The 23073-nt window shown below is 68.2% G+C and carries 25 protein-coding genes and 1 pseudogene; 15 read left to right on the forward strand and 11 right to left on the reverse strand.

The window, feature by feature from the left end; all coding sequences use genetic code 11:
- Window positions 1–31 precede the first annotated feature (31 nt).
- The 4 genes from ISO16_RS13860 to ISO16_RS13875 form a co-directional block, all read right to left on the reverse strand.
- Window positions 32–988 carry a sugar ABC transporter substrate-binding protein gene (locus tag ISO16_RS13860; protein ID WP_170913994.1) on the reverse strand — a complete coding sequence of 319 codons (957 nt, stop codon included), beginning with the start codon at window positions 986–988 and terminating at the stop codon, window positions 32–34.
- Window positions 989–1306: 318 nt separating this feature from the next.
- Window positions 1307–2089 carry an SDR family NAD(P)-dependent oxidoreductase gene (locus tag ISO16_RS13865; RefSeq protein WP_072636803.1) on the reverse strand — a complete coding sequence of 261 codons (783 nt, stop codon included), beginning with the start codon at window positions 2087–2089 and terminating at the stop codon, window positions 1307–1309.
- 9 nt (window positions 2090–2098) lie between these two features.
- Window positions 2099–3166, reverse strand: coding sequence for an ABC transporter permease (locus ISO16_RS13870; RefSeq protein WP_072636804.1), 1068 nt, complete (start codon window positions 3164–3166; stop codon window positions 2099–2101).
- A 50-nt stretch (window positions 3167–3216) separates the two neighbouring features.
- Window positions 3217–4797 (reverse strand): sugar ABC transporter ATP-binding protein, encoded by a 1581-nt coding sequence (locus tag ISO16_RS13875; protein ID WP_072636805.1) that lies wholly within the window; start codon window positions 4795–4797, stop codon window positions 3217–3219.
- A gap of 331 nt (window positions 4798–5128) precedes the next feature.
- Between ISO16_RS13875 and ISO16_RS13880 the strand changes: the two genes are divergently transcribed.
- Window positions 5129–5293: a hypothetical protein gene (locus ISO16_RS13880; RefSeq protein ID WP_170913995.1), complete on the forward strand. Its 165-nt coding sequence runs from the start codon at window positions 5129–5131 to the stop codon at window positions 5291–5293.
- A gap of 149 nt (window positions 5294–5442) precedes the next feature.
- Here ISO16_RS13880 and ISO16_RS13885 read toward each other — a convergent pair whose 3' ends face one another.
- On the reverse strand, window positions 5443–6282 hold the full coding sequence (locus ISO16_RS13885) for an SDR family NAD(P)-dependent oxidoreductase (protein WP_072636806.1): 840 nt from the start codon (window positions 6280–6282) through the stop codon (window positions 5443–5445).
- Between the two features lie 198 nt (window positions 6283–6480).
- Here ISO16_RS13885 and ISO16_RS28715 point away from each other — a divergent pair.
- Window positions 6481–6968, forward strand: a pseudogene (locus tag ISO16_RS28715) (transposase family protein); the annotation flags it as partial.
- A 448-nt stretch (window positions 6969–7416) separates the two neighbouring features.
- Here the strand turns inward: ISO16_RS28715 and ISO16_RS13895 are convergent.
- Entirely contained in the window at window positions 7417–7593 is a 177-nt protein-coding gene (locus ISO16_RS13895; protein ID WP_230304350.1) for a type II toxin-antitoxin system RelE family toxin, read from the reverse strand.
- 220 nt (window positions 7594–7813) lie between these two features.
- Here ISO16_RS13895 and ISO16_RS13900 point away from each other — a divergent pair, with 220 nt between their 5' ends.
- Both ISO16_RS13900 and ISO16_RS13905 read left to right on the forward strand, forming a co-directional pair.
- Complete coding sequence (locus tag ISO16_RS13900) at window positions 7814–8107, forward strand: hypothetical protein (RefSeq protein WP_072636807.1); 294 nt, start codon at window positions 7814–7816, stop codon at window positions 8105–8107.
- A gap of 93 nt (window positions 8108–8200) precedes the next feature.
- Window positions 8201–9142 (forward strand): AurF N-oxygenase family protein, encoded by a 942-nt coding sequence (locus ISO16_RS13905; protein ID WP_072636808.1) that lies wholly within the window; start codon window positions 8201–8203, stop codon window positions 9140–9142.
- Window positions 9143–9227: 85 nt separating this feature from the next.
- On the opposite strand, the gene ISO16_RS13910 is transcribed toward ISO16_RS13905, so the two are convergent.
- Window positions 9228–10154: a DUF5996 family protein gene (locus ISO16_RS13910; protein WP_072636809.1), complete on the reverse strand. Its 927-nt coding sequence runs from the start codon at window positions 10152–10154 to the stop codon at window positions 9228–9230.
- Window positions 10155–10404: 250 nt separating this feature from the next.
- Between ISO16_RS13910 and ISO16_RS13915 the strand changes: the two genes are divergently transcribed.
- The 3 genes from ISO16_RS13915 (at window position 10405) to ISO16_RS13925 (ending at window position 13806) form a co-directional block, all read left to right on the forward strand.
- Window positions 10405–11517, forward strand: coding sequence for a carboxylate-amine ligase (locus tag ISO16_RS13915; protein WP_072636810.1), 1113 nt, complete (start codon window positions 10405–10407; stop codon window positions 11515–11517).
- 174 nt (window positions 11518–11691) lie between these two features.
- Window positions 11692–12204 (forward strand): OsmC family protein, encoded by a 513-nt coding sequence (locus ISO16_RS13920; protein ID WP_072636811.1) that lies wholly within the window; start codon window positions 11692–11694, stop codon window positions 12202–12204.
- A 276-nt stretch (window positions 12205–12480) separates the two neighbouring features.
- Window positions 12481–13806: a bifunctional o-acetylhomoserine/o-acetylserine sulfhydrylase gene (locus ISO16_RS13925; RefSeq protein WP_065922022.1), complete on the forward strand. Its 1326-nt coding sequence runs from the start codon at window positions 12481–12483 to the stop codon at window positions 13804–13806.
- Window positions 13807–13872: 66 nt separating this feature from the next.
- On the opposite strand, the gene arsA is transcribed toward ISO16_RS13925, so the two are convergent.
- Genes arsA through ISO16_RS13940 form a run of 3 tightly spaced genes read right to left on the reverse strand, consistent with a single transcriptional unit; the run spans window position 13873 to window position 16516 of the window.
- Entirely contained in the window at window positions 13873–15663 is a 1791-nt protein-coding gene (gene arsA / locus ISO16_RS13930; protein WP_072636385.1) for an arsenical pump-driving ATPase, read from the reverse strand.
- 26 nt (window positions 15664–15689) lie between these two features.
- Window positions 15690–16076: an arsenite efflux transporter metallochaperone ArsD gene (arsD, locus tag ISO16_RS13935; protein ID WP_006945082.1), complete on the reverse strand. Its 387-nt coding sequence runs from the start codon at window positions 16074–16076 to the stop codon at window positions 15690–15692.
- Window positions 16077–16099: 23 nt separating this feature from the next.
- Window positions 16100–16516 (reverse strand): arsenate-mycothiol transferase ArsC, encoded by a 417-nt coding sequence (locus ISO16_RS13940; protein WP_029546373.1) that lies wholly within the window; start codon window positions 16514–16516, stop codon window positions 16100–16102.
- Window positions 16517–16587: 71 nt separating this feature from the next.
- Here ISO16_RS13940 and ISO16_RS13945 point away from each other — a divergent pair, with 71 nt between their 5' ends.
- The 6 genes from ISO16_RS13945 to ISO16_RS13970 all read left to right on the forward strand — a co-directional run bounded on the left by ISO16_RS13945 (window position 16588) and on the right by ISO16_RS13970 (window position 20868).
- Window positions 16588–16989 (forward strand): ArsR/SmtB family transcription factor, encoded by a 402-nt coding sequence (locus tag ISO16_RS13945; RefSeq protein ID WP_029546374.1) that lies wholly within the window; start codon window positions 16588–16590, stop codon window positions 16987–16989.
- Window positions 16986–18065 (forward strand): ACR3 family arsenite efflux transporter, encoded by a 1080-nt coding sequence (gene arsB / locus ISO16_RS13950; protein WP_050035983.1) that lies wholly within the window; start codon window positions 16986–16988, stop codon window positions 18063–18065. Before ISO16_RS13945 ends, arsB begins: the two co-directional genes overlap by 4 nt.
- Before the next feature lie 23 nt (window positions 18066–18088).
- Window positions 18089–18739, forward strand: a complete 651-nt coding sequence (locus ISO16_RS13955; protein ID WP_072636386.1) for an arsenate reductase ArsC — start codon at window positions 18089–18091, stop codon at window positions 18737–18739.
- Window positions 18740–18758: 19 nt separating this feature from the next.
- Window positions 18759–19175, forward strand: a complete 417-nt coding sequence (locus ISO16_RS13960) for an arsenate reductase ArsC (RefSeq protein WP_072636387.1) — start codon at window positions 18759–18761, stop codon at window positions 19173–19175.
- Window positions 19176–19295: 120 nt separating this feature from the next.
- Entirely contained in the window at window positions 19296–19697 is a 402-nt protein-coding gene (locus ISO16_RS13965; protein WP_072636388.1) for a DUF2703 domain-containing protein, read from the forward strand.
- Window positions 19698–19752: 55 nt separating this feature from the next.
- Complete coding sequence (locus ISO16_RS13970) at window positions 19753–20868, forward strand: ArsO family NAD(P)H-dependent flavin-containing monooxygenase (RefSeq protein WP_072636389.1); 1116 nt, start codon at window positions 19753–19755, stop codon at window positions 20866–20868.
- Window positions 20869–20994: 126 nt separating this feature from the next.
- Here ISO16_RS13970 and ISO16_RS13975 read toward each other — a convergent pair whose 3' ends face one another.
- A complete protein-coding gene (locus tag ISO16_RS13975) occupies window positions 20995–21324 on the reverse strand; it encodes a three-helix bundle dimerization domain-containing protein (protein WP_072636390.1) in 330 nt (109 codons plus the stop codon).
- A gap of 542 nt (window positions 21325–21866) precedes the next feature.
- Here ISO16_RS13975 and ISO16_RS13980 point away from each other — a divergent pair.
- Both ISO16_RS13980 and ISO16_RS13985 read left to right on the forward strand, forming a co-directional pair.
- Entirely contained in the window at window positions 21867–22289 is a 423-nt protein-coding gene (locus tag ISO16_RS13980; RefSeq protein WP_006945066.1) for a DUF7144 family membrane protein, read from the forward strand.
- A gap of 110 nt (window positions 22290–22399) precedes the next feature.
- Complete coding sequence (locus ISO16_RS13985; RefSeq protein ID WP_072636391.1) at window positions 22400–22936, forward strand: DUF1269 domain-containing protein; 537 nt, start codon at window positions 22400–22402, stop codon at window positions 22934–22936.
- The last annotated feature ends 137 nt before the right edge of the window (window positions 22937–23073 follow it).

Consider the following 23073-nt stretch of genomic DNA (forward strand, 5'->3'; position numbering starts at 1 on the left):
ATTGCGACTCAGCATTCAGAGCGCGAACGGATCACTCGACCAGCCAGAGCTGCTTGAACTTCTCGCGGTAGCCCTGCGGGGTGTTGAACGGGTCCGGCAGCGAATCGATGTTCGACTTGTCGACGATCTGGAACGCCGGGAGCTGCTGGTACAGATCGGTCGGAAGGTCCATTCCTTGCGACATCCGCAGGGCGGCATCGACCGCCAGCCAGATCTGCTGCTCTTCGGACTGATTCGTCAGCGCGACGATCGTCCCATTCTTGATCTCTTGTGCATTGTCGGGCCGGGCGAATGTGCCGCCGACCCGGATATTGTCCAGCCCGGCGGCCTTCAACTGAGCCGAGAGTCCGACGAGGAAGCGCCCGTCCATGGTGACGATGTGCGTGTAGGAAGGATCCTGCCGGAGTGCGCTGACAACTGCCTGGGGAATCTGCTGCGCGCTGACCATCGGGATGGTGATCTCCAGATCCTCGAGCGTGCAATCGGGGCACTTGGCCGCCGCCTCGGCCTTCACGCTGTCCGTCATGGTCCTGTAGAGCGGATATGCGGGAATGGACAGCAGTAGACCCTTACCACTGCCGTTGGAATCGGCGACGAACCAGTCGGCGGCCGCCTTCCCCTGGGCCTCGAGGTACGGATCCCCCAGGATGTTGAAGATCGGCGGGTTGGCGCTCGGCTCGAGCGTCGGCAGGGTCAGCCCGATGATCGGCACACCAGCCTGCTCGTATGCCTTTCGTGAGGCCGCCCACACCTCCGGCTCGGTTCCGGGCACCAGCACCGCGGCCGGATGGAACTGCAGAGCGGTGTCGAGACCCGAGCTGAGCGTGGCCGGATCGGCGAGGTTGTATGCAATCGAGCGTGCGGTCCAGCCGACCTCGGCTGCAGCCTCCTTGATCGCCCGGTCGTAGTTGTCGCATGTGGTGGCATTACACCGCATGAGAACGATCGTCTTTCCAGGCTCGGGCGTGCTCCCGAGCTTCGTCGTCAACCCGCCCAACCCCTCGCTGGGTTGGCGGAGTTGGTTGTAGGCCTCCTGAGCAGCTGCGACCCCGGGGCCGGCTGTGCCCGGATTCGTATCCGCCGATCCCTTGGTGTCTGTCGCGCTACCACATGCTGCCAGCATGATCGCGCAGGATGTCAGCGCGAGTACAGTTGTTGCGCTTCTGGATCGGCCGCGGACGATCGCCCATCTTCCGGATGCTGTGAACCTTCGAAACAACGCCATTGTCGGCCTCCTCAGACCAGATCGGTAGTTCATATGAATGCGATCGACGAAACGCATCTCGGACCGCGAGCGCCGGGTCCGTCACACGTGTTGATTCACCGAGCGAGAAAGTCCGCCGTCGACAACCAAGTTCTCACCGGTGATGAATCCGCCATCAGGTCCTGCGAGAAACGCCACCGCTGCGGCCACGTCGTCGGGGCGCCCCAGACGCCTGATCGGGAGGATCGACGCCCGCCGAGCGGCCTTGGCCTCGAGTTCGGCAGGGTCGTTGCCGAGCTTCGAGTTGATCGGCGTCCGGATCGGGCCCGGGGACACGACGTTGACTCGCACCCCGGACGGGCCCCATTCCATGGCCAAGGTTTGACACATCATGATCAGTGCAGCCTTCGCCACCGAATAGGCCCCGAGTCCACCGTGTGGGAGGATTCCACTGACCGACCCCGTAGCAATGAAGCTTCCTTTCGAATCACGAAGAGCCGGAAAAGCTTCCTTGGCAATCAACCACGAGGCTCGGGCGTGGACGGCGAGCATCGTTTCCCAATGCTCGACCTCGGCCTCACCGAGGGGCACAGCCTGCGCGAGGCCGGCATTGGCGACTACGACATCCAAGCCCTCACAGGTGTCGACAGCACGAGCAGCAAGTTCGCGTGGATAGTCGAGGTCGCTCAGATCGCCGACGTCGACGTGCACAGCTGCGCCCATCCCGCGCAACTCCTCCGCCAGCGTTCTCAGGCCGCGGTCGCCACCCGTCGCCGAGAGGACCAGAGTGGCAACCTCATCGCGGGTGAGTGCATCGGACACCATGCGGCGGCAGATGGCGCCACCGATTCCACCGTGACTCGCTCCTGTGACGAGAGCTCGCATGACCCGATGTCAGTTCGCCGGAACGGACGCGGACGATGTCGACAGGGCGTCGGGCCGATTCCCTGCAGGACCGTCTCCGCCGACCTTGCCCGGGGGCGCCGAGTCGATCCGACGGGCCTCGGCCACCTTACGCTGACGCCATCCCGCGAGGCTGACAGCGACGATGAGGGCCAGCCCGCTGAAGAGCTGGTTGAGCCACGACACCCCTGTTACGAGCTGCAGCCCCTGGACGCCTGTGGCCAGAACATAGACCGCAATCAAGGTACCCCAGACGTTGAACCTGCCGGGTATCAGCTGCGTGGAACCGAGGAATACCGCGGCGAACGCAGGCAGGAGCAGGCTGGCGCCGTAGGTCAGCGAGGGTCCGTACGCGGAGGCATACAGGACGCCCGCGATGGAACAGATCGTCGACGAGGCGATCAAGGCGAGCCACTGCACTCGCCCAACCCTGACGCCCGACAGCTTCGCCGCTTCGGGGTTGCTGCCCACCGCGTAGAGGTGGCGACCGACCGGTGTGTGCGCCGTCGCCCACCAGACCACCAACGCGATGACGATCATGTAGACGACGATGACCTGAACTCCGAATATCGGGGTCAGCGTGAGATTCATCCACGTTTCGGAGCTCGGCGGTGCCGGTTGCGAGGATCGGGTGACGATCTCCTGGACGGCCAGCAGTACGGAGCCCATGCCCAGCGTCGCAACTACGGGGTTCACCTTCAACGCAACGATCACGAATCCGTTGACGAAACCGACGATCGGCCCGATGAGCAGAGCAAGCACGATGGATTGCCACATGCCCCAGCCGTAGATGGTCTGCATCGCGACTGCCACGACCGTCGACAGGTTTGCCACGGCGCCGATGGAGACGTCGAAGGCACCGGACGCCAGCGAAATGGTCGCAGCGATCGCCAGGATGGCAACTACGGCCTGCGCCGACGCGACTGATCTGAACGTGACCATATTGAGGAACAATTGCGGGATCCACAGGGAGAAGATCACGATCAACAGGGCCCACAAGTAGAGCCCGCTGAATCGGTCCATCCCGAGATCGAGTCGGGGACCTGCCATCGACTTCATTATTGATCTCTCTCTTTGCTTTCGGGGGAACGTGCGGGATCGTCGATGCACTACGCCTGGGCGACGAAGGGGTCGGGTGCACCGTCGAAGTCGGCGTGGTTTCTGCCGAGCGCTTCAGCCGAGATGTTCTTGGCGGTGACGGCATCACCGACCAGTTCGGCCACTATTCGGCCGTCTCTGAGGACGATCACGCGGTTGCAGATGGCGGCCAGTTCGTCGGAGTCCGAAGAGGCGACGGCGATGGCTGTCCCCGTCCCGGCAGCCTCGAGCAGATGGTGGTAGATCGTCGCCTTGGCTCCGACATCTACTCCCTGTGTCGGTTCGTCCAGCAACAGCAGACGAGGATCGAGACGGAGCCACTTGGCCAGTACGACCTTCTGCTGGTTCCCACCGCTGAACGTCGCCAGTGGCCGCGTGAGCCCCTCGCGCGGCCGAATGTCGAGCTTTTCGAACCACCGCCGAACTTCGTTCGACTCTGCGCTCTTGTGCAATCGGGGGAATTTCCAGAAGGGACGGAGACGAGGGAGGACCAGGTTCTCCCGGGCCGTCAGATCGAGCAGTGCGCCGTTCAGTTTGCGGTCCGGCGGTACGTAGCCCACACCCAACTGCACTGCCAGGTCCGGACGACCGGCGGGCAGTCGATCGGATCCGACGTGAGCGTCGCCCCCGTCGCGCGGACATCCCCCGAACACTGCGGACAACAGGATTTCTCGCCCTGATCCGGTCAGACCGGCGACTCCGAGAACCTCGCCCGCCGCGACCGTGAAGCTGACGTCTCGCAACGGAACGGATTTCAGGTGACTCACCGAGAGAACCTGTGTCCGTTCGAAGTGCGGGAGGTTTGTTGCCTCTGCGTGCGCTTCGTCGAACTCGGTGCCGACCATGAGATTGACGATCTCGCGTCGGGTGAGCTCGGCGACGGAGCGGGTGGCCTGCTTGACCCCGTCGCGCAGGACGGTGATCCGATCGGCGAAGCCGAAGAGCTCATCGAGCCGATGGGTCACGAAGATGACCCCGACACCGGTCGACGCCACGCTCTTCACCAGCGACAGCAAGTGAACGACTTCCTCCTGTGGGAGCGTCGCCGTCGGCTCGTCCATGACGATGACCCGTACAGGCGCAGTCGGGTCGGGGTACAGGGCCCGAGCCACCGCTACACCTGTGCGCTGGGCGGGGGAGAGCGTCTCGACTTTTGCGCTCGGGTCCACGGCCAAGTCGAGGCGCCGCAGCGCCTGCTGCGCGCCGGCCCGCGCCTTCTTGGCCGAAACGGTGCCCAGGCGAGTGGGAAAGCCGTTGGTCAGGTACAGGTTGTCTTCGACGGACAGATCATTGATCAGACCGAGGTCCTGGTGGACGAAGCGGATTCCCAACCGATGCGCCGATTCGGGAGAGCCCAACTCCAGTGCATCGCCGGCGACCTGAACGTCGCCCCCGTCGGGGACGTGGTAACCAGCGAGGATCTTGATGAAGGTTGATTTTCCGGAGCCGTTCTCGCCTACCAGGGCGTGGATCTCGCCCTGTGCGATTTCCAGGTCGAACGGCGCGAGCGCCGTGGTAGCACCGAAGGACTTTGCCAGTCCGGTCAAGCGCAGCGCGGACGGCCGATCCGATACGTGCGTCGCGGTAACCATCGAGTCACCCTCGTCCCTCTAGTGGCGTTCAGATTGGTGTGCATCTTGTCATGCACAATTGTCGCCCGCAATCCCCTCGTCGAGTCCAGGGCACGCTGCGCCCGGAAGAAGTTCTCCCCGCCACTTCGTGACCTCGGCCCGATGCAAGTGAATCCGCACAACAGACTGTTGCAAATGCTTTTTTGCATTATATTCTGCATGCATGATGACAGCGAACATGCCCCATCGCCCCTCCTTCACTGCGACGCCGACGCGAAAGCCCAGGTCAATAGACCGGTGCTCGCCCTCCCCTCACTACGTTCGCCATCATCGCGCCGACAACACGTGGTGGGTGATCGAGACCGGCAACTCCGTCACCGGACTCCGCTTCGTGGACCGAGCCTGGGCGCAGTCGGCCGCCGACGATCTCAACAAGGGCGTACCCGCCGGGGTCTACGCCGCGGAACCGCTTCCATCCGCGTTCTCCGATGCCGGAATGATCGCGCTGCCGTCGTGAACCCCGACCCCGCACAGTCCGCCAGCGAGCACGTTCAGCGCACAACGAGCACCAAGTACCGCAGATCCCGCGCCGCACGGGAGTCCCTGCCGGAGTGCCGCGGGCGGACTGCGGGCGCCCCCGCCCGGCACGCGGCGACTGGGGAAGGATCAGCGCGCTGAGTACTCCATGGCGGCTTTCGTCACGCCGGCCGCGGAGGCGTCACCGAGCGCCACCACCGTCGCACCCCCATCGACATTGATCGTCGCTCCGTTCACATGCGATGCCAAGTCGCTGGCCAGGAAAAGCGCGACCTTGGCGACATCGTCGGGCTGCGCCACCCGCCCAGAAGGGTTGTGAAGGCCGAGTCGGCTCGAGAGAAACTCCGAGAAGTCCGCGGCCGTCTCCGGAGGAACACCGAACGACGACGCCATGATCGGAGTGATGACGATGCCGGGGGCAATTGCGTTCGAGCGAATCCCGAGACCAGCGAACTCAGCCACCGCCTGGTGCACGATACCTAGAACGGCGTGTTTGCCGATCGTGTAACCGGCGGCACCCCAGCCTGCCTCCAGCGATGCCGAACTTGCCGTCGTGATGATCGACCCGCCGCCGCCCTGACGTAGAAACTGACGGGCCGCGTACTTGTGACCGAGCAATACCGAGCGGGTTACCAGTCTCAGAACCGACTCGAAAGACTCCCCGTCCAGGTCCACGATCGCCGCGACGTCGCCCTGTGCCGCCGCATTGTTGTGCATGATATCGAGCCGTCCGAAGTGCTCCACGGCCGCGGCCACGAGCGCCTCGATCGAGGACTCCTCGGTCACATCTGTACCTACATACAGGGCGGCGTCACCGAGACGGGCCGCCGCTTCCCGACCACGCTCTTCCTGTACATCCCCGAGAACCACCTTCGCGCCTTCGGAGACGAAGCGTTCCGCTGTAGCGAGACCGATTCCGCTCGCCCCGCCGGTCACAACGGCAACTTTGCCCTCCAGCATATGTGTCATCTACCTCACCCTTCGCCTCCGAACGAAATCGAACTCAGAGAGTAGCTAACTGCATGTCATATGTCATGTGTATAAGCATTCATATACGCATGCAATTGCGCGGTCGTGGGAGTCGGAACGCGACCCTTCGCAGCTGATCGGGGCGTGATGTTGTCCGACCCCGCGCCGTGTCGATGATCGAAAAGTGCTCGCGCCCTTGTGAACTGGATGTTCTTCAGGCGACCAGACCGGCAAGGAACGCGGCCATGCTCCACGGTAGTTCATTGCTGCCCGCTCTCGAGGGCGTCGTCGTCGAATCGGTGCGGCGCGTCGACGACGGCAGTCGGATCGTCCGGCTCGGCCCCGACCCCCGATGGGTCGGGGTGTGCCCGCAGTGCGGGCAGAGGTCGACGCGGTCGAAGGACTGGGTCACCACCCGTCCCCGCGATGTGCAGGTCGGCCCCCATCGTCCCCCGGCTCGAATGGAGCATGCGGGAGTAGTTGTGCGCCGATAGTGTCTGTGATCGGAAGGTCTTCACCGAGTCGGTGCCCGGCATCCCGCCCCACGCCCGGGTCACCCCCGAGCGAAGACGATGACGGCCGCGGCCATCCTCGACGACGACCGCTCGGTGGCCGCCGTCGCCGCCAAGTACCGGTGCGGCTGGCACACCGTCCACGACAAGGTGAACCGTCCCGGGTTTGATGCCGCGTCTCTTCTCGGGAAAGGATGCACATCATGTCCAAGCGTTACTCTGCCGAGCAGCGTGAGCGAGCGGTGAGGATGGCCTTGGACCGTCTCGGGTGAGTACCCGTCGCCGTTCGCGGCGTGCAAAGCCATCGCCCCGAAGCTCGGGATCGGTGTCGAGTCATTGCGAATGTGGACGCGCCAGGCATTGATCGATGCCGACAAAGCCCCCGGTGTGGCGACGGCCGAGCAGCAGCGGATCCAAGAACTCGAACGCCAGGTTCGAGATCCCCAGGAAGACAACGAGATTCTCAAGGCAGCTTCGGCCCTCTGCGCGAGGGAGCCCGTCCCCCCGCACGCGGGAGGCACCCCCCTCGCCACGCTGATCTGCCAGTTCATCGACTGGATGCGTGCTGAAGGATACGAGAGCCCGAGTCGATCTTGCGCGTGCTCACCGGCTTCGAGGGGGCTCAGGTTCGGTAGAAGTGCACGCGGTGGTCGATGTCGTCGATGCGGAGCAGGACCCGGTAGTCGCCGCGAGCGGCGCTGCGCAGGCCCTCGACCTCGCTGCGCAGCGGTTCGCTCGACCGGTGCGGTCCTCTGCCAGCGGGCCGGAGATGAACTCGATGCCCGCGTGCACGAGCCATCCGGGTAGCCGAGATAGAGCACGGCGTGCCGGAGAGCCGACCACGACGTCGTGGGAGGACGACGTCCCAGCGCTCTTGGGCACGGCAGGCCGTGCTCGGCCCGCGGCTCCTACTGGGAAGTGACGGTCGCACTGCCCGCCATGAGATTCGGCCTGGGCCTCTGCACAGCCTCCTCGACGCACGCAATCGTCGTCTCTACACCAAGCAGGGTGTCGCGTCCGTGGTCGACGTCACCCTCCTTGAGCTCGGGGACGCGATCGACGTCGCCCTCGCCGGCAGCGTGCCTGCAGCGGCCTTTTCCGACCGGATCGCGCCGGTCGCGGGGGTTATCCCAGAACCGGCGAGCAGTGCGATCTCGGATTCACTCGCTGCCGCGGTGGTCGTCACCGAAGCCGCCGGTCCGCGCGGACCCGAGCGCGGAGTCGCTCGCTGTGCACTGCCGCACAGGATGCAACAGGCGATCTGGGAGCACGGGGCGGCGGCACTGGCGGGAGCGGTGCCGCGCGGGTGGTGACCGCCTGGACGCCCACGACTTGTTGTGCGTCGACGGCAGACGAGGTAACCTCGGATTAACAGTTACCAGTCGTCACACTAAAAAGGTGGAGACATGACCGCATCGCTCACCCGCCCGTCGGAAGCCGAGAGCACGGGCTTCGTCCCCGGCGTCCCGCTCTCCGACCGCGAGGAGACGGCGCAGCGCCTGCTCGCCTCGTCGGCCCGCAAGTCCTACGACCCGACGGTCGAGGTCGACTGGGAGGCCCCCGTCCCCGCCGACAAGTACGGCATGACCCCCGAGTGGAGCACGCTGTACGGCACCGCGCTGTGGGACGAGATGACCGAGGAACAGCGCATCGAGCTGACCAAGCACGAGGCCGCGAGCGTCTCGAGCGTGGGTCTGTGGTTCGAGATCCTGCTCATGCAGATGCTGCTGCGCGACGTCTACAACCGCGACAAGCACTCCCGCCACGTCCAGTTCGCCCTCACCGAGGTCGCCGACGAATGCCGTCACTCCGTCATGTTCGGCCGCGCCGGCGAGCGCCTCGGCATGCCGGACTACGGTCCCGCCCGCTACATCCACCGCCTCGGCCGGCTGTGGGGCGGATTCTTCCGGGGCGCCAACGCCTACGCGAGCGTCATGGCCGCCGAGGAGATCCTGGACATGATGCAGCGCGACTTCATGCGCGACGAACGCGTCCAGCCGGTCACCCGCACGGTCAGCAAGATCCACGTTCTCGAGGAGGCCCGGCACATCCGGTTCGCCCGCGAGGAGGTCGCGCGCCGGCTGGCCGGCGCGAGCCGCGCCCGCCTGCAGTTCGAGCGCATCAACACCGCCGTGACCGTGTACTTCGTGGTCAAGAGCATGATCCACCCCGACGTGTACAGCAACGCGGGCGTCGACCGCGACCGGGCAATCGCCGCGGCCCGGAACAACACCCACTACCACGACCGCGTGCGCAAGTCCGGCGCCAAGCTGATGACGTTCCTCGACAGCGTCGGCCTGATCGGCGGTCCGTCGAAGATCCTCTACAAGAAGGTCCATCTCCTCTGAGCCGCCGCCTCGGAGGTCGCGCGAGCTCGTGGGGTCTCGCGCGACCCCGCCCGGCCGTCGGGCCGCCCGGATTCGTCGAACGTGCTCACTGCGGTCGACGCTCGAGGTAGGCCCGATCCCAGTGGCCGAGCTCGGCGGCTGCCTCATAGGTGCTGCGCAGGAACCGCAGCAGTTCCGCGTCGGGGTCGGCGGCGGTCCTCACCGCCTCGTACGGCAACAGGAACTCACCCAGCTCGGCGGAGTAGTAGGCGGCGTCCGGGCGCACCGGATGCGCGGCGAAGCCCTCCGGTGCGGGATAGGCGTAGGAATAGAAGGCCCCTTCGTCCGCACCGCCGGGCCAGAATCCGCAGCTGCTGAGCTCGTGCGAGTACGCCTCGGTCATCACCCAGTCGGCACAGTTGGGGATTCCTCCGGGGTGCGGTGGCGCGGTGCGTCCGGAGAAGCGGGTACAGGCGAGATCCATCGCGCCCCAGAAGAAGTGCACCGGACTGACCTTGCCGAGGAAGTCCCCTCGGAACTCGTGGAGGATGCGGTCGGCCTGGAGCAGTTGCCGCCAGAAGAGGTGGGCCGCATCGGGGTCGTACGTGTTGTGCTCGCGGTCCTGCGCGAACGGGATCGCCGGATCCACCTCGTTGGGGGTGCCCTGGATTCGCGTGGCGATGCCCAGCTCGTCCAGGGCGCCCAGAGTGCGGGAGTAGAAGTCCGCCACCGATTGTGCGGTGAGCGGGACGAAACGGCTGCCGCCGTCGCTCGAGCGGATGTGCAGGCGGTGCTCGCAGAAGTCGAACTCGATGTCGAAGGCGGCGTGCCGGTAGGGGATCGACGAGGTGCCCAGCCCGCGTGGAGTGACATACAGCGTCGCCTGCCACCAGTGGTTGACCATCGGCGCGTGGGCCAGCCGGATCTTGCCGACGATCTGCAGCCACATGTGCAGGGTGTCCCGGGTCGCGGCCCAGTCGGCCGTTCGCAGAGTCGGCCACGCCCCTCCGGGAACCGGTGTCGATTCGTTCACTACGCCTCCCACGGTCCGGGAATCGACCCTACTCGGCCGGACCGCCGGCCGGGGCGCTGTCGACGGGATTCTCCGCTCCGGCCGAGGCACCGGTCCTGTACGTGTTCGTCGCCCGCGGAGCCGGGGAGCGTGCGTACCGTGCGGACGGCGACGCACGCCGATCGGCAAACCCGGATTCGTGCAAGTGCTGCAGCACCGTCCCCGGCGGCGCAGAATTCAGGTACGAACCGCGAGTCCCGCCGGGAGCACCATGGCCACATCGTCCGACCTCCCCACGGTGGGGGTCGAGGAGGAGTTCCTCCTCGTCGACGCGGAAACCGGGGAACCCGCCGTCAACAACTCCGAGGTCGTCGCGCAGGCCCGCGACCTCGGCGTGGAACTGCAGTACGAGCTGGACCGGTGTCAGGTGGAAACGGCGTCGGGCGTGTGCCACGACGCCCTCGAGCTGTACACCGACCTGTCCACCCGGCGGTCCCTGGTCGCCGAGGCCGCCCGCCGCTGCGGCTCCCGGCTGGTGGCGGTCGGTGTCCCGGTCGTCGGGTCGCGCGAGCTGCCGGTCACGGCGAAGCCGCGCTACCTGCGCATGGAACGCGTCTTCGGCATGCTGGCCCGGGAACAGGGCATCTGCGGCTGTCACGTGCACGTGGCCGTGCCGGATCGCGCCACCGCCGTGCAGGTGAGCAATCATCTCCGGCCGTGGTTGCCGTCCCTGCTGGCGCTGTCGGCCAACTCCCCGATCCACCGCGGCGTCGACACCGGGTACGCGAGCTGGCGCTCGATCCTGTGGTCGCGCTGGCCGAGCGCCGGTCCGCCACCGTACTTCTCGTCCCTCGAGGAGTACGACCGCACCGTCGCGGCGATGCTGGAGTGCGGCAGCATCCTCGACAAGGCGATGGTCTACTGGGACGTCCGCCCGTCGACCAATTTCCCCACCGTCGAGGTGCGGGTGTGCGATGTCCCCTCGACCGTCACCGAGACGGTCCTCGTGGCCGTCCTCGTCCGTGCTCTGGTGCTCACCGCTCTGCGTGCCCTCGATGCCGGCCGCATCGCCGAGCCGTTCTCCTCCGAAGTGCTGCGGGCCGCGTACTGGCGCGCGGCGCACGACGGGCTGCCCGGTGACGGCATCGACCTTCCGTCGACCGCCCGTCGCCCGACCGCGCACCTGCTCCGGGCGATGATCGAGCACGTCCGGCCGGCCCTCGAGGACCTCGGCAGCTACCAGCACGCCCGCGAGGGTCTGCACACCGTGCTGGCGTGCGGCAACGGGGCCGTCCGGCAGCGGCGGGTGCTCTCGGCCGGCGGCACCGCCCGGGACGTGATCGCCCGGCTGGCCGAACTGACGCCCGCCGGGTGCACCCACTGAGCCGCGGAACACACGCACCTATCCCTAGCTTTCCGGTCGGGAATTGGTTACGGTCTGCGCCGTGCTCCTGCTGACCCGTCGCCGCCACATCGACTTCGCCCGCACGGCGACGTCCACGTGTCCGTGCCCGTAGGCCCGACTCTCTCCCGAACCGACTGTCGAGGAAGCACATTCATGACCACTGCTCCGTCCACCCACCTGCGCGCCGTCATCGACACGAATCGTGAGGCGATCGCCGACGACCCCACCCGGGCTCACGCCGTCTTCCGCGCCGAAGCGCACGGGCACGACGCCGTCGCCAGCACCGTCGCCCTCGGCAGGTTCAGCGTCGAGGTCGACGAACCGCCGGCCCTGGGCGGGGAGAACACCGCGCCGAACCCCGTCGAGTACTACCTCGCCTCGCTGCTGTCCTGCCAGGTGGTGACCTACCGCGTCTGGGCGGAGCGGCTCGGGATCCGCGTCGACGACATCTCGGCGCGCGCCGAGGGCGATCTGGACGTGCGCGGGTTCTTCGGCTTCGACGACGTCCGCCCCGGATTCGGGGAGGTGCGGGTCGCCGTCACGCTGTCGGGACCGGAGCCGCGCGAACGCTACCTCGAACTGCAGGAAGCGGTGGACGCCCACTGCCCCGTCCTCGATCTGACGCGCAACCCCACCCCGGTGCGGACCGTGGTCGAGATCGCGTGAATTCCGGGGAGCGCTGGTCGGCGCCCCGCACAACAGATAGTGTCGGGCGCGTGAGCCGGACACGAATGCAGGCAATGCCGGGGCCTTCCGCCCGCTGCCGGGCCGTGCGCATGTGTATCTGCGGGTGTCCGGCCGCCTGACCGGCCGCACCCGGACCTCGCCCGTATCGGGCATCCCGATTGTGCATCCGACGTGGCGTTCCCCGTGTCGAGTCCCGCGCGGGAAGCGTCACGTCACCTCGAGACGATTGTCGAACGAAAGACGGAGCAGCAACCCATGAGCGAAACCCCCGCAACCGATCCCGCCGCCGGCTGGAGCTTCGAGACCAAGCAGATCCACGTGGGCCAGCCCGGCGGCGGCGACACCCGCGCCCGCGCCCTGCCGATCTACCAGACCACCAGCTACACCTTCGACAGCACCGACCACGCCGCCGCCCTGTTCGGCCTCACCGAACCGGGCAACATCTACACCCGCATCATGAACCCCACCCAGGACGCGGTCGAACAACGCATCGCCGCCCTCGAAGGCGGCGCCGCCGCCCTGCTGCTGTCCTCCGGCCAGGCCGCCGAAACCTTCGCCGTGCTCAACCTCGCCGCCGCCGGCGACCACCTCGTCTCCAGCCCCTACCTCTACGGCGGCACCTACAACCTGTTCCACTACACCCTGCCCCGACTCGGCATCGAGGTCACCTTCGTCGACGACCCCGACGACCTCGACCAGTGGCGCGCCGCGATCCGCCCCACCACCCGCGCCTTCTACGGCGAAACCATCGCCAACCCCAAGAACCACCTCCTCGACCTGCCGGGCATCTCCGGGGTGGCCCACGAGCACCACCTGCCGCTGATCGTCGACAACACCGTCGCCACCCCCTACCTGATCCGCCCCCTCGAGCACGGCGCCGACATCGTCGTGCACTCGGCCACCAAATACCTCGGCGGCCACGGCACCGCCATCGCCGGCGTCCTCGTCGACGGCGGCACCTTCGACTGGACCGCCACCGGCCCCGACGGCACCGCGCGGCACCCCCAGTTCGTCACCCCCGACCCCAGCTACCACGGCGTGGTCTACGCCGACCTCGGCGCCCCCGCCTACGCCCTCAAGGCCCGCGTGCAACTGCTGCGCGACCTCGGCGCCGCGGTCTCCCCGTTCAACGCCTTCCTCATCGCCCAGGGCCTGGAAACCCTGTCGCTGCGCATGGAACGGCACGTCGCCAACGCCGCCCGCGTCGCCGAATTCCTCACCACCCGCCCCGAGGTCACCGCGGTGTCCTACGCCGGCCTGCCCTCCTCCCCCTGGTACCGGCGCGGCCGGCAGCTCGCCCCCCGCGGCACCGGCGCCATCGTCACCTTCGAACTCGCCGGCGGCGTCGACGCCGGCAAGAAGTTCGTCGACGCACTGACCCTGCACAGCCACGTCGCCAACATCGGCGACGTCCGCTCGCTGGTCATCCACCCCGCCTCCACCACCCACTCCCAGCTCACCGCCACCGAGCAACTCGCCGCCGGCGTCACCCCCGGCCAGGTCCGCCTCGCCGTGGGCATCGAAGGCATCGACGACATCCTCGCCGACATCACCACCGGCCTCGAGGCCGCCGGCGCCTGATCACGGCCGCACGCATCGATCCCGCCCCGGATGCCGGGGCGGGATCGCGCATGTCGGAACCGGGCGCTACCGCACGGCGACCGGGGCGGACACTTCGCCGAGCGCCCTGAGCGCCGGCACCCCGACCGGTTCGGTCGCGAGCAGCGGCACGACCGCGTAGCGATCGGCGAGTTCGGTACGGATCTTGTCGATCTGTTCGAGCTCGGCGGCGGCGCGGCGGCGCAGCAGCGGCGCGGTGGGCGCGGCGGCGGCCACGGAGTTGTCGATCACCCACGCCCAGGGGTGAATACCGGCACGTTCGAGGTCGGCCTGGAGCCCGGCGGCCTCGAGCACGGGGGTGGTCTCGGCGAGGGTGATCAACAGGACCTTGGTCGAAGCCGGGTCCTGCAGGCGCATCATCGGGGTGACGGCGTGCAGGCCCGGGCCCAGCTGCCGGGTGACGTCGCGGTGGTAGGACCCGGTGGCGTCGAGCAGCAGCAGGGTGTGGCCGGTGGGCGCGGTGTCGACGACGACGAACTTGCGCCGGGACTCCTGGATCACTCGCGAGAAGGCTTGGAAGACAGCCACTTCCTCGGTGCACGGGGAGCGCAGGTCCTCGGCGAGGGTCGCGCGGCCCTGCTCGTCGAGGTGTGCACCCTTGGTGGCCATCACCCGCTCGCGGTAGGCGCGAGTGGCCTCGGCGGGATCGATGCGCGAGACGTGGAGGTGTTCGACGTCGCCGTGCAGGGTCTCGGTCAGGTGTGCGGCGGGGTCGGTGGTGGTCAGGTGGACCTCGTGTCCGCGTTCGGCCAGGGCCACGGCGACGGCCGCGGCGACCGTGGTCTTCCCGACCCCGCCCTTGCCCATGCACATCACGAGACCGTGCCCGTCCCGCTCGATCTCGTCGATCAGGGCGCGCAGCGGTGCATCCGCGGCCTCCGACACCGCGCCGGTCTCCGGCGGGAGGTCCATGCCGCCGTCGGCCGTCTCGAACAGCGTCCCGAGGGCATCGAGACCGATCATGTTCGCGGCCTTGAGCTCGATCAGGTCCAGTGGCAACGGTTTCAGCGCCGCCGGCATGCCCGCCAATGCGGCCTGTTCGCGACGGTGGATCGCGAGGGCGAGAGGGTCCGTGTCGCCGGACGGCGCCGGCAGGACGCCGTTGACGACGACGTGCTGGCGGCTCAGCCCGAGGGTGGCGAGTTCGCCGTGCGTGCGGTCGATCTCGGCGAGGGCGGAGCGGGTGGCGCGGGCGACGAGCACGAGCCGGGTGCGCTGCGGGTCCGCCAGTGCGTCGACCGCGGCGGCGTACATGACCTTCTGCTTGTCGAGCCCGGCGAGCGGTCCGAGGCACGACGCGTCACCCTTGCCCGCCTCGAGGAACTCGGTCCAGTTCCCGGGCAGCTGCAGCAGCCGGATGGTGTGTCCGGTGGGGGCGGTGTCGAACAGCACGTGGTCGAACGAGGCGATCTCGCCGTCGGTGTCGGTCAGCAGGGAGGTGAACTCGTCGAAGGACGCGACCTCGGTGGTGCACGAACCGGAGAGCTGCTCGGTGATCGAGGCGATCTCCGCGTCGGGCAGCAAACCCCGCACCGGTCCGACGATGCGTTCACGGTAGGCGTCGGCGGCCTGCTCGGGATCGATCTCGAGCGCCGACAGGCCCGGCACCGCGGGAATTGCGGTGAGGGCGTTGCCGATCGCCAGGCCGAAGACCTGGCCGACGTTCGAGGCGGGGTCCGTCGAGACCAGCAGCACCTTCTTCCCGGCGCGGGCGAGGCTCAGCGCGCTCGCACAGGCGATGGAGGTCTTGCCGACGCCGCCCTTGCCGGTGAAGAACACGAACCGCGGCGGGTCGGTCAGGAACGTGGGGGTGGTCATCCGGTGATCTCCTCGTCCTCGACAGCTCAGCAGCAGGTGGAGTCGCCGGGTGTGCAGCAGGCATCGTCCGCGAGATTCAGCATCGTCGCGCCGACGGGCGCCTGCGCGGCGTCGAGTCCCGCCCACGCGGCGAGCTGGGTCCGATCGGGGTAGCGGCCGGTGAGCACGGTGACGTCGTCGACGAGCACGAGTGGCAGACCGGCGGAGCCGGCGACCTCGAGGAAGCGCTTGACGGCGGGATTGTGCGCGAAGGCCAGCGGATCGTTGGCGAGGTTGTGCCGGGTGATGGCGGCACCCTGATCCTTCAGCCACTGCATGTCGGCCGTGAAGGTGACGAGGTTCCGGTCCACGTCGTCGCCGCACACGCCGGTGTTGCAGCACAGGGCCGGCTCGAAGACTGCGATGGTGCTCATGAGTTTCTCCTGGATCGGTCGGATCAGCGGGTGGGGGAGGCGGAGTCGAGCAGGCGGGCGGCGAGCGCGTCGACGCGGGCGGCGATGTCGTCGCGCACGAGGCGCATCCGTTCGATGCCGTCGATGCCGCGCTCGGACGGCTCGTCGGTGTCCCAGTTCTCCACGTACGCCGCGTCGACGCGGGCGTCGCGGCCGAGGGTGACGACGAGGTCGACCTCCCGCAGCAGCTGCGGATCGATCGGCTTGGGGTACTCGCCGTCCACCGGTGCGCCGACCTCCTCGAGCGCCTGCACCGAGAGGGCGTTGAGCGCCGGACCCGGTGCCGTTCCGGCGGAGTGCACGGCGATGCGGCCGCCGGCGGCCTGGCGCATCAGCGCGGCGGCCATCTGGGACTTGCCGCCGTTCTTCACGCAGACGAACAGCACCGAGGGTGTGCGCACGTGAGGGTTTCCTTCCGACCGGGCCGGCTGTCCGTTTGACGCCGTGTTTCGACAACCGTCAATATAGACGCATGCCGAATCAACCGCCGCGCGGGGACGAGCCTTGCTGCCCGCCGCTCAGCCGCGAGCCGCTCACCTCCGATTGGGCCGGTGACCTGGCCCGCATGTTCAAGGCCCTGGGCGATCCGGTGCGCCTGCGGATGCTGAGCCTGATCGCCAGCCACGAGGGCGGCGAGTGCTGCGTGTGCGACATCTCACCGTCCTTCGACCTGTCGCAACCGACCATCTCGCACCATCTGAAGGTGCTGCGGGAGGCCGGCCTCCTCGACTGCGAACGTCGCGGCACCTGGGTGCACTACCGGGTCGTCCCCTCCGCTCTGGCCCAGCTGTCCGCGGTGCTGTCCGTCGAATCCGGGATCGTCGCGACCTCGTCCTGCACGCCCGCCGTCACCCTCGAGGAGGTCGCCTCGTGACCACCACCAGCGACCATCCGGCCGTGGTCGGCAAGCTATCCACACTCGACCGGTTCCTGCCGGTGTGGATCGGCGTCGCCATGGTCGCCGGCCTGTTGCTCGGCCGCCTGATCCCGGGCCTCGGCGACATCATCTCCGCCGTCGAGATCGACGGCATCTCGCTGCCGATCGCCCTCGGCCTGCTGATCATGATGTACCCGGTGCTGGCCAAGGTGCGCTACGACCGGCTCGACACCGTCACCGGCGACCGGCGGATGCTGATCGGCTCGCTGGTCCTGAACTGGATCGTCGGGCCGGCGTTGATGTTCGCCCTGGCCTGGCTGATGCTGCCCGACCTGCCCGAGTACCGCACCGGACTGATCATCGTCGGTCTGGCCCGCTGCATCGCCATGGTCATCATCTGGAACGACCTCGCCTGCGGCGACCGCGAAGCCGCCGCCGTGCTGGTCGCGCTGAACTCCGTCTTCCAGGTGATCATGTTCGCCGGCCTCGGCTGGTTCTATCTCTCGGTGCTGCCGGGCTGGCTCGGACTCGAACAGACCACCCTCGACGTCTCGCCCTGGCAGATCGCCAAGTCGGTGCTCATCTTCCTCGGCATCCCGCTGCTCGCCGGTTTCCTCACCCGGCACTTCGGCGAGAAGGCCAAGGGCCGGACCTGGTACGAGCAGAAGTTCCTGCCCAGGATCGGGCCGTGGGCCCTGTACGGGCTGCTGTTCACCATCGTGATGCTCTTCGCGCTGCAGGGCGAGCAGATCACCTCCCACCCGTGGGACGTCGCCCGCATCGCCCTGCCGCTGCTGGCGTACTTCGCGATCATGTGGGGCGGCGGCTATCTCCTGGGCGCCGCGATGGGCCTGGGCTACGAGCGCACCACCACCCTCGCGTTCACCGCGGCCGGCAACAACTTCGAACTCGCCATCGCCGTGGCCATCGCCACCTTCGGCGTCACCTCCGGGCAGGCCCTCGCGGGCGTCGTCGGGCCGCTCATCGAGGTGCCCGTGCTCGTCGGCCTCGTCTACGTCTCGCTCGCCCTGCGCAAGCGCTTCACCCCCTCCGCCACCCCCGCTGCTTCGTGAAGCCCGAGAGCCAGGGAGACGACATGTCCGACCGCCACCAGCCCGAACTGCTCATGCCGCAGGCAGTACTCCAGCGTGCCGCCGAGCACCTCGCCGACAAGTACGACGGAATCTTCTCCCCGCAGACCGTCGAACGGGTGGTGTTCGAGTCCTATGCGGCACTGCGCCGCACCGCCACCGTCTACACCCACCTGACCGCGCTCGCCCCGCGGTTCGCCGCCGAACGCCTGACCGCGCTGGCCCAGGCCGAAGGCGCCGTCGCCAAGGACGTTCCGGAGGTGCTGTTCGTCTGTGTACACAACGCCGGCCGCTCCCAGATGGCCGCCGCCCTGCTCGACCACCGTGCCGGTGGCCACGTCCACGTCCGCTCCGCCGGCTCCGCGCCGATCGCGGCGATCAACCCGGTCGTGGTCGAGGCCATGGCCGAACTCGGACTCGATCTCGGCGCCGAGTTCCCCAAGCCGCTCACCGACGACGTCGTCGCCGCCGCGGACGTGGTCGTGACCATGGGCTGCGGCGACGCCTGCGCCGTCTACCCAGGCAAGCGCTACCTCGACTGGACCGTCCCCGACCCGGACGGACAATCCCTCGAGGTGGTCCGCACCCTCCGTGACGACCTCGACGCCCGGGTCCGCGCTCTGCTCGCCGACCTCACCGCCGTTCCCACCGTCTGACACCCGAAAGGTTCCCTCGATGACCACCAAGCCGTCCGTGCTGTTCGTGTGCGTGCACAACGCCGGTCGCTCCCAGATGGCCGCCGGATTCCTCACCGCCCTCGCCGGCGACGCCGTCGAGGTCCGTTCCGCCGGCAGCGCCCCCGCCGATCAGGTCAACCCCGCCGCCGTCGAGGCCATGGCCGAGCTCGGCATCGACATCTCCACCCAATCCCCGAAGATCCTCACCACCGACGCCGTCAAAGCCTCCGACGTGGTGATCACCATGGGCTGCGGCGACACCTGCCCGGTCTTCCCCGGCAAGAGCTACCGCGACTGGGTGCTCGAGGACCCGGCCGGCAAGGGCGTCGAGTCGGTCCGCCCCATCCGCGACGAGATCAAGACGCGGGTCGAGGCACTGATCGCCGAACTCGTCCCTGGCGCCGTCCGCAGCTGACCCGACCGCAGGGCGGGCCCGGCCGGATCCGTCGGGACACGCCCTGCGGCCCGGCCGGGTCGGCCACACTGGAGCCCGGGGCGACTCCCACCTTCCCCGCGAACCGAGAAGGGGTGTGCGATGACGGCACTGCCCATCGTCTGGCAACGCCTGGTCAGCCAGGGCCAGACGTGCCGCCGCTGCGCCGGCACCGGTGAGCAGGTCCAGCACGCGGTCGGCACGCTCGAGCAGGTCCTGCGCCCGCTCGGCATCGCACCGGAGCTCGAGGTCCGCGAACTCGACGACGCCGCCTTCACCGCGAACCCGGCCGAATCCAACCGCATCTGGATCGCCGGCCGCCCGCTCGAGGACTGGCTCGACGCCGACGTCGGCAGCAGCTGCTGCTGCTCGGTGTGCGGCGACTCCCCGTGCCGGACCGTCGCACTCGGACCGGTCACGTTCGAGGAGATCCCCGAACGACTGATCGTCAATGCCGCCCTGATCGCCGCGGGGAGCCTGCTCGACGCCCCCGACCATCCCTGACGGCTGAGATCGACGGTCCGCGCACGGCGGCGGGCCACGGGTGACGAGGGAGACGATGAGCGCGATCGAGGTGGACGTCGTGGTGATCGGGGGCGGGCAGGCCGGCCTGGCCGCCGGGTACTACCTGCGCCGGGCCGGGCACGAGTTCGTCATCCTCGACGACCGGTCCGCGCCGGGCGGGGCGTGGCCGCACACCTGGCCGTCGCTGCGGCTGTTCTCCCCGGCGGAGTATGCGTCGCTGCCGGGATGGCCGATGCCGCCGTGGCGGGACGGGTTCCCACCGGCTCGGCATGTGATCGAGTATCTGACCGCGTACGAGCGTCGCTACGGCCTGCCGGTGCGGCGGCCGGTGCGGGTGCGGGCGGTCACCCGTGACGACGACCGGGAGCGGCTGCGGGTGGACACCGCGGAGCAGGTGTGGCGGGCACGGCGGGTGATCAGTGCCACCGGCACCTGGCAGCAGCCGTTCTGGCCCGTCTATCCCGGAGCCCGCAGCTTCGCGGGCAGACAGTTACACACCGTGCAGTACCGCACCCCGGGTGAATTCGCCGGTAAGTCGGTGGCGGTGGTCGGCGGCGGCAACTCCGGGGCCCAGCTGGTCGCCGAGATCTCGGAGGTCACAGGCACCACGTGGGTGACCCCCCGGCCGCCGCGGTTCCTGCCGGACGACGTCGACGGACGCGTGTTGTTCGAGATGGCCTCGCGGCGAGCGATGGCGCTGGCGGCCGGACGCCCCGATCCGGGCGGTATCACCGACCTCGGTGACATCGTGATGGTCCCGGAGGTCCTCGCGGCCCGGGACCGCGGCGCCCTGGATCCGCTGCCGATGTTCGACCGACTGACCCGTGACGGCGTCTTCTGGGACGACACCGGCGAGAGCCGGCACGTGGAGGTGATCGTGTGGGCCACCGGTTTTCGGCCCGCCCTGACGCCTCTGCGGCCGTTGCACCTGCGTGGGCCGGACGGTTCGATCGCTGTGGCGGGCACCCAGGCGTTGAAGGAACCCCGGCTGCATCTGCTCGGCTACGGGGACTGGACCGGCCCCGGCTCGGCCACGCTGATCGGGGTCGGGCGCACCGCCAAGGCCGCCGTCGCCGGACTGGCGATGGACCCCAGCCCTGAGCCCCCCGTCGTTGATTCGTATCGGATTCCCAACCGATTCAGGACGTGACTCCGGTTTCGGGCATGGGTGTGTCGCCGACACCCTGGCTGCGTGCCGAGCATCCCGCCCGCCCGGGTGTGGTGGACGACCGTCGACTCCGGTTCCGACCCGGGCCTCGCCGTCTCTTGTCACCGTCTACGACTGGCGTGGTGAGCGACGCACGAGAACGGCCCACCGCACCCGGACGCTGCTCGTGGTCCGCACCTCACCGGTCTCGGTCACCGCGGGCGGTTCGGGTGTGCGCATCGGTTCTCGAGACTCCGGTGCACGGTGGTACGTCGCGTCGAGTGTGCGCGTGGCGGCCCGTTCGACCAGCAGGGGGACGAAGTCTCGGATGCGGCATCCGTCGAGCCGACCGAGCGTGGCCTCGATCAGGCTCGCGACCACCTCGGGGTCGAGGTCGGGGTAGCGCTGGCCGAGTCGGATTCGGACGACGTCGATGGCGTGCACTTCGCTGTCGTCCATGAGAAGTATTGTCCCGCACAACAGGACGGGTAGGAACACGTTTCGATACCACTTCGATCGGCGCACCCGCGGCGGAATCAGGCCTCTCTGCACGAGGCCGGTGGGGTCTGTTCGGATCGTCGGCCGGCCCGAGGTCATGTCGAACGCCTGCGGCGGTGGGCACGGGCCGGCGGCGGGCCACTCGATGACGAGATAGTCGATCGGGCCCGTCTCGTCGCTGTCGATAACGGCCGTCGCAGAGCCTCTCCCACTGTAGCGAAACGCTCGAACCGACTCCGCCCGAGGCCCTGTCCTCTGCACAGCGGGTCGGGTACGGGGCAGGAACCGGGTTCGTCGTTGACGGTCGCCCTGTGTGCCCACTTTCGGCGCGGTGTCCGCCCGGGGAAGGCACCTCGTGCAACCGAGCGAAAGCACGTGAGACCGTTTCCCGGACCACGCACCGTTCACCCCGGACGGTGAGGAAGATCAGCACTTTCCCCGAGGCGGATGCGGGATCGGCGCATACTGCTGATGTCTCATCCCAACCTGTGAAGGGGACCGCAATGTCCGAGGATGTACGTCACGATCCGGGAAGCATCAGCGTCAAGCAGGGCATCGCGGCGGGCACGTCGGTGGGGGCGGCGGTCATCATGGCCACCGTCGGCATCGTCCAGTTGCTCCAGGGCATCGCCGCGGTGGCCGAGGACGAGTTGTTCGTCCAGGGCCAGGAGTACACGTTCAAGTTCGACTTCACCGCGTGGGGGTGGATCCACATCGTCCTCGGGGTGGTGTTGGTGGTCGTGGGCATCGCCTTGATCACCGGCGCAACGTGGGCGCGGGTAGCGGCGATCGTCGTCGCGGCACTGTCGATCCTGGCGAACTTCCTGTGGCTGCCGTACTACCCGTGGTGGTCGATCCTGATCATCGCCTTGGACGTGGTGGTCATCTGGGCGGTGTCGACCTGGAATCCGCGAGCCGACTACTAGGACGAATCCTGCCGTCGGGCCGAGCTTCGCCCTCGGCAACGCGACGGCCGCCAGGCGCTGACGTCCGTCGGTCAGCCCCTGCAGGTCGATCAGATTTCGGAGGTTTGCACATGAGCAAGCACGAGCACGACATCCTGTACGTGAGCGCTGCGGCATACGACAGCGTCGACGACGCCGTAGCGGACTACGAGGCACTCGAGCAGCTGTACCGCGAGATACGCACCTCCCACGACTTCGACGCGTCCGTCATCGCCAAGGACGAGAACGGGAAGGTCCACATCGTCAAGAAGCACGAACAACCCACCCGCCACGGGGCAGCGGTCGGCCTCGGCTGGGGACTGGCGGTGGGTGTGGTGGCGGCGCTGTTCCCGCCCGTGGGCATCGGTCTCGTCGGCGCCGCCGCCGGCGGGACGGCCCTCGGGGCCGTGGTGGGGCACGCCAGCGACCGGATGAAACGCAGCGACGTCAAAGAACTCGGTGAGACCCTCGACGAGGGCCAGGCCGGCGTGATCGTGGTGTACGAAACCAACCTCGCCGATCAGATCGTCGCAAACATCAAAGCCGCCAACCGGATCGTCTCCAAAGCCACCGACATGGCCGCCGACCAACTCGCCATCGACATCAGGAACGCCGAGCAGAATCGATAACCTCGCGAACGCTCGCATCGCCCCCTGAGCTCCGCGTTCGAGCGCGTCCGCACACGGCCGCATACCTGCCGTTCAGGCCGGCCATCCCGGCGTGGTGCCCAGCCCGCGCCACTCGCTGTCCCAGGCCGCCCCTCGGC

Source organism: Rhodococcus sp. M8, from assembly GCF_015654185.1.
In the GTDB taxonomy this organism is placed as follows: Bacteria; Actinomycetota; Actinomycetes; order Mycobacteriales; family Mycobacteriaceae; genus Rhodococcus; species Rhodococcus aetherivorans.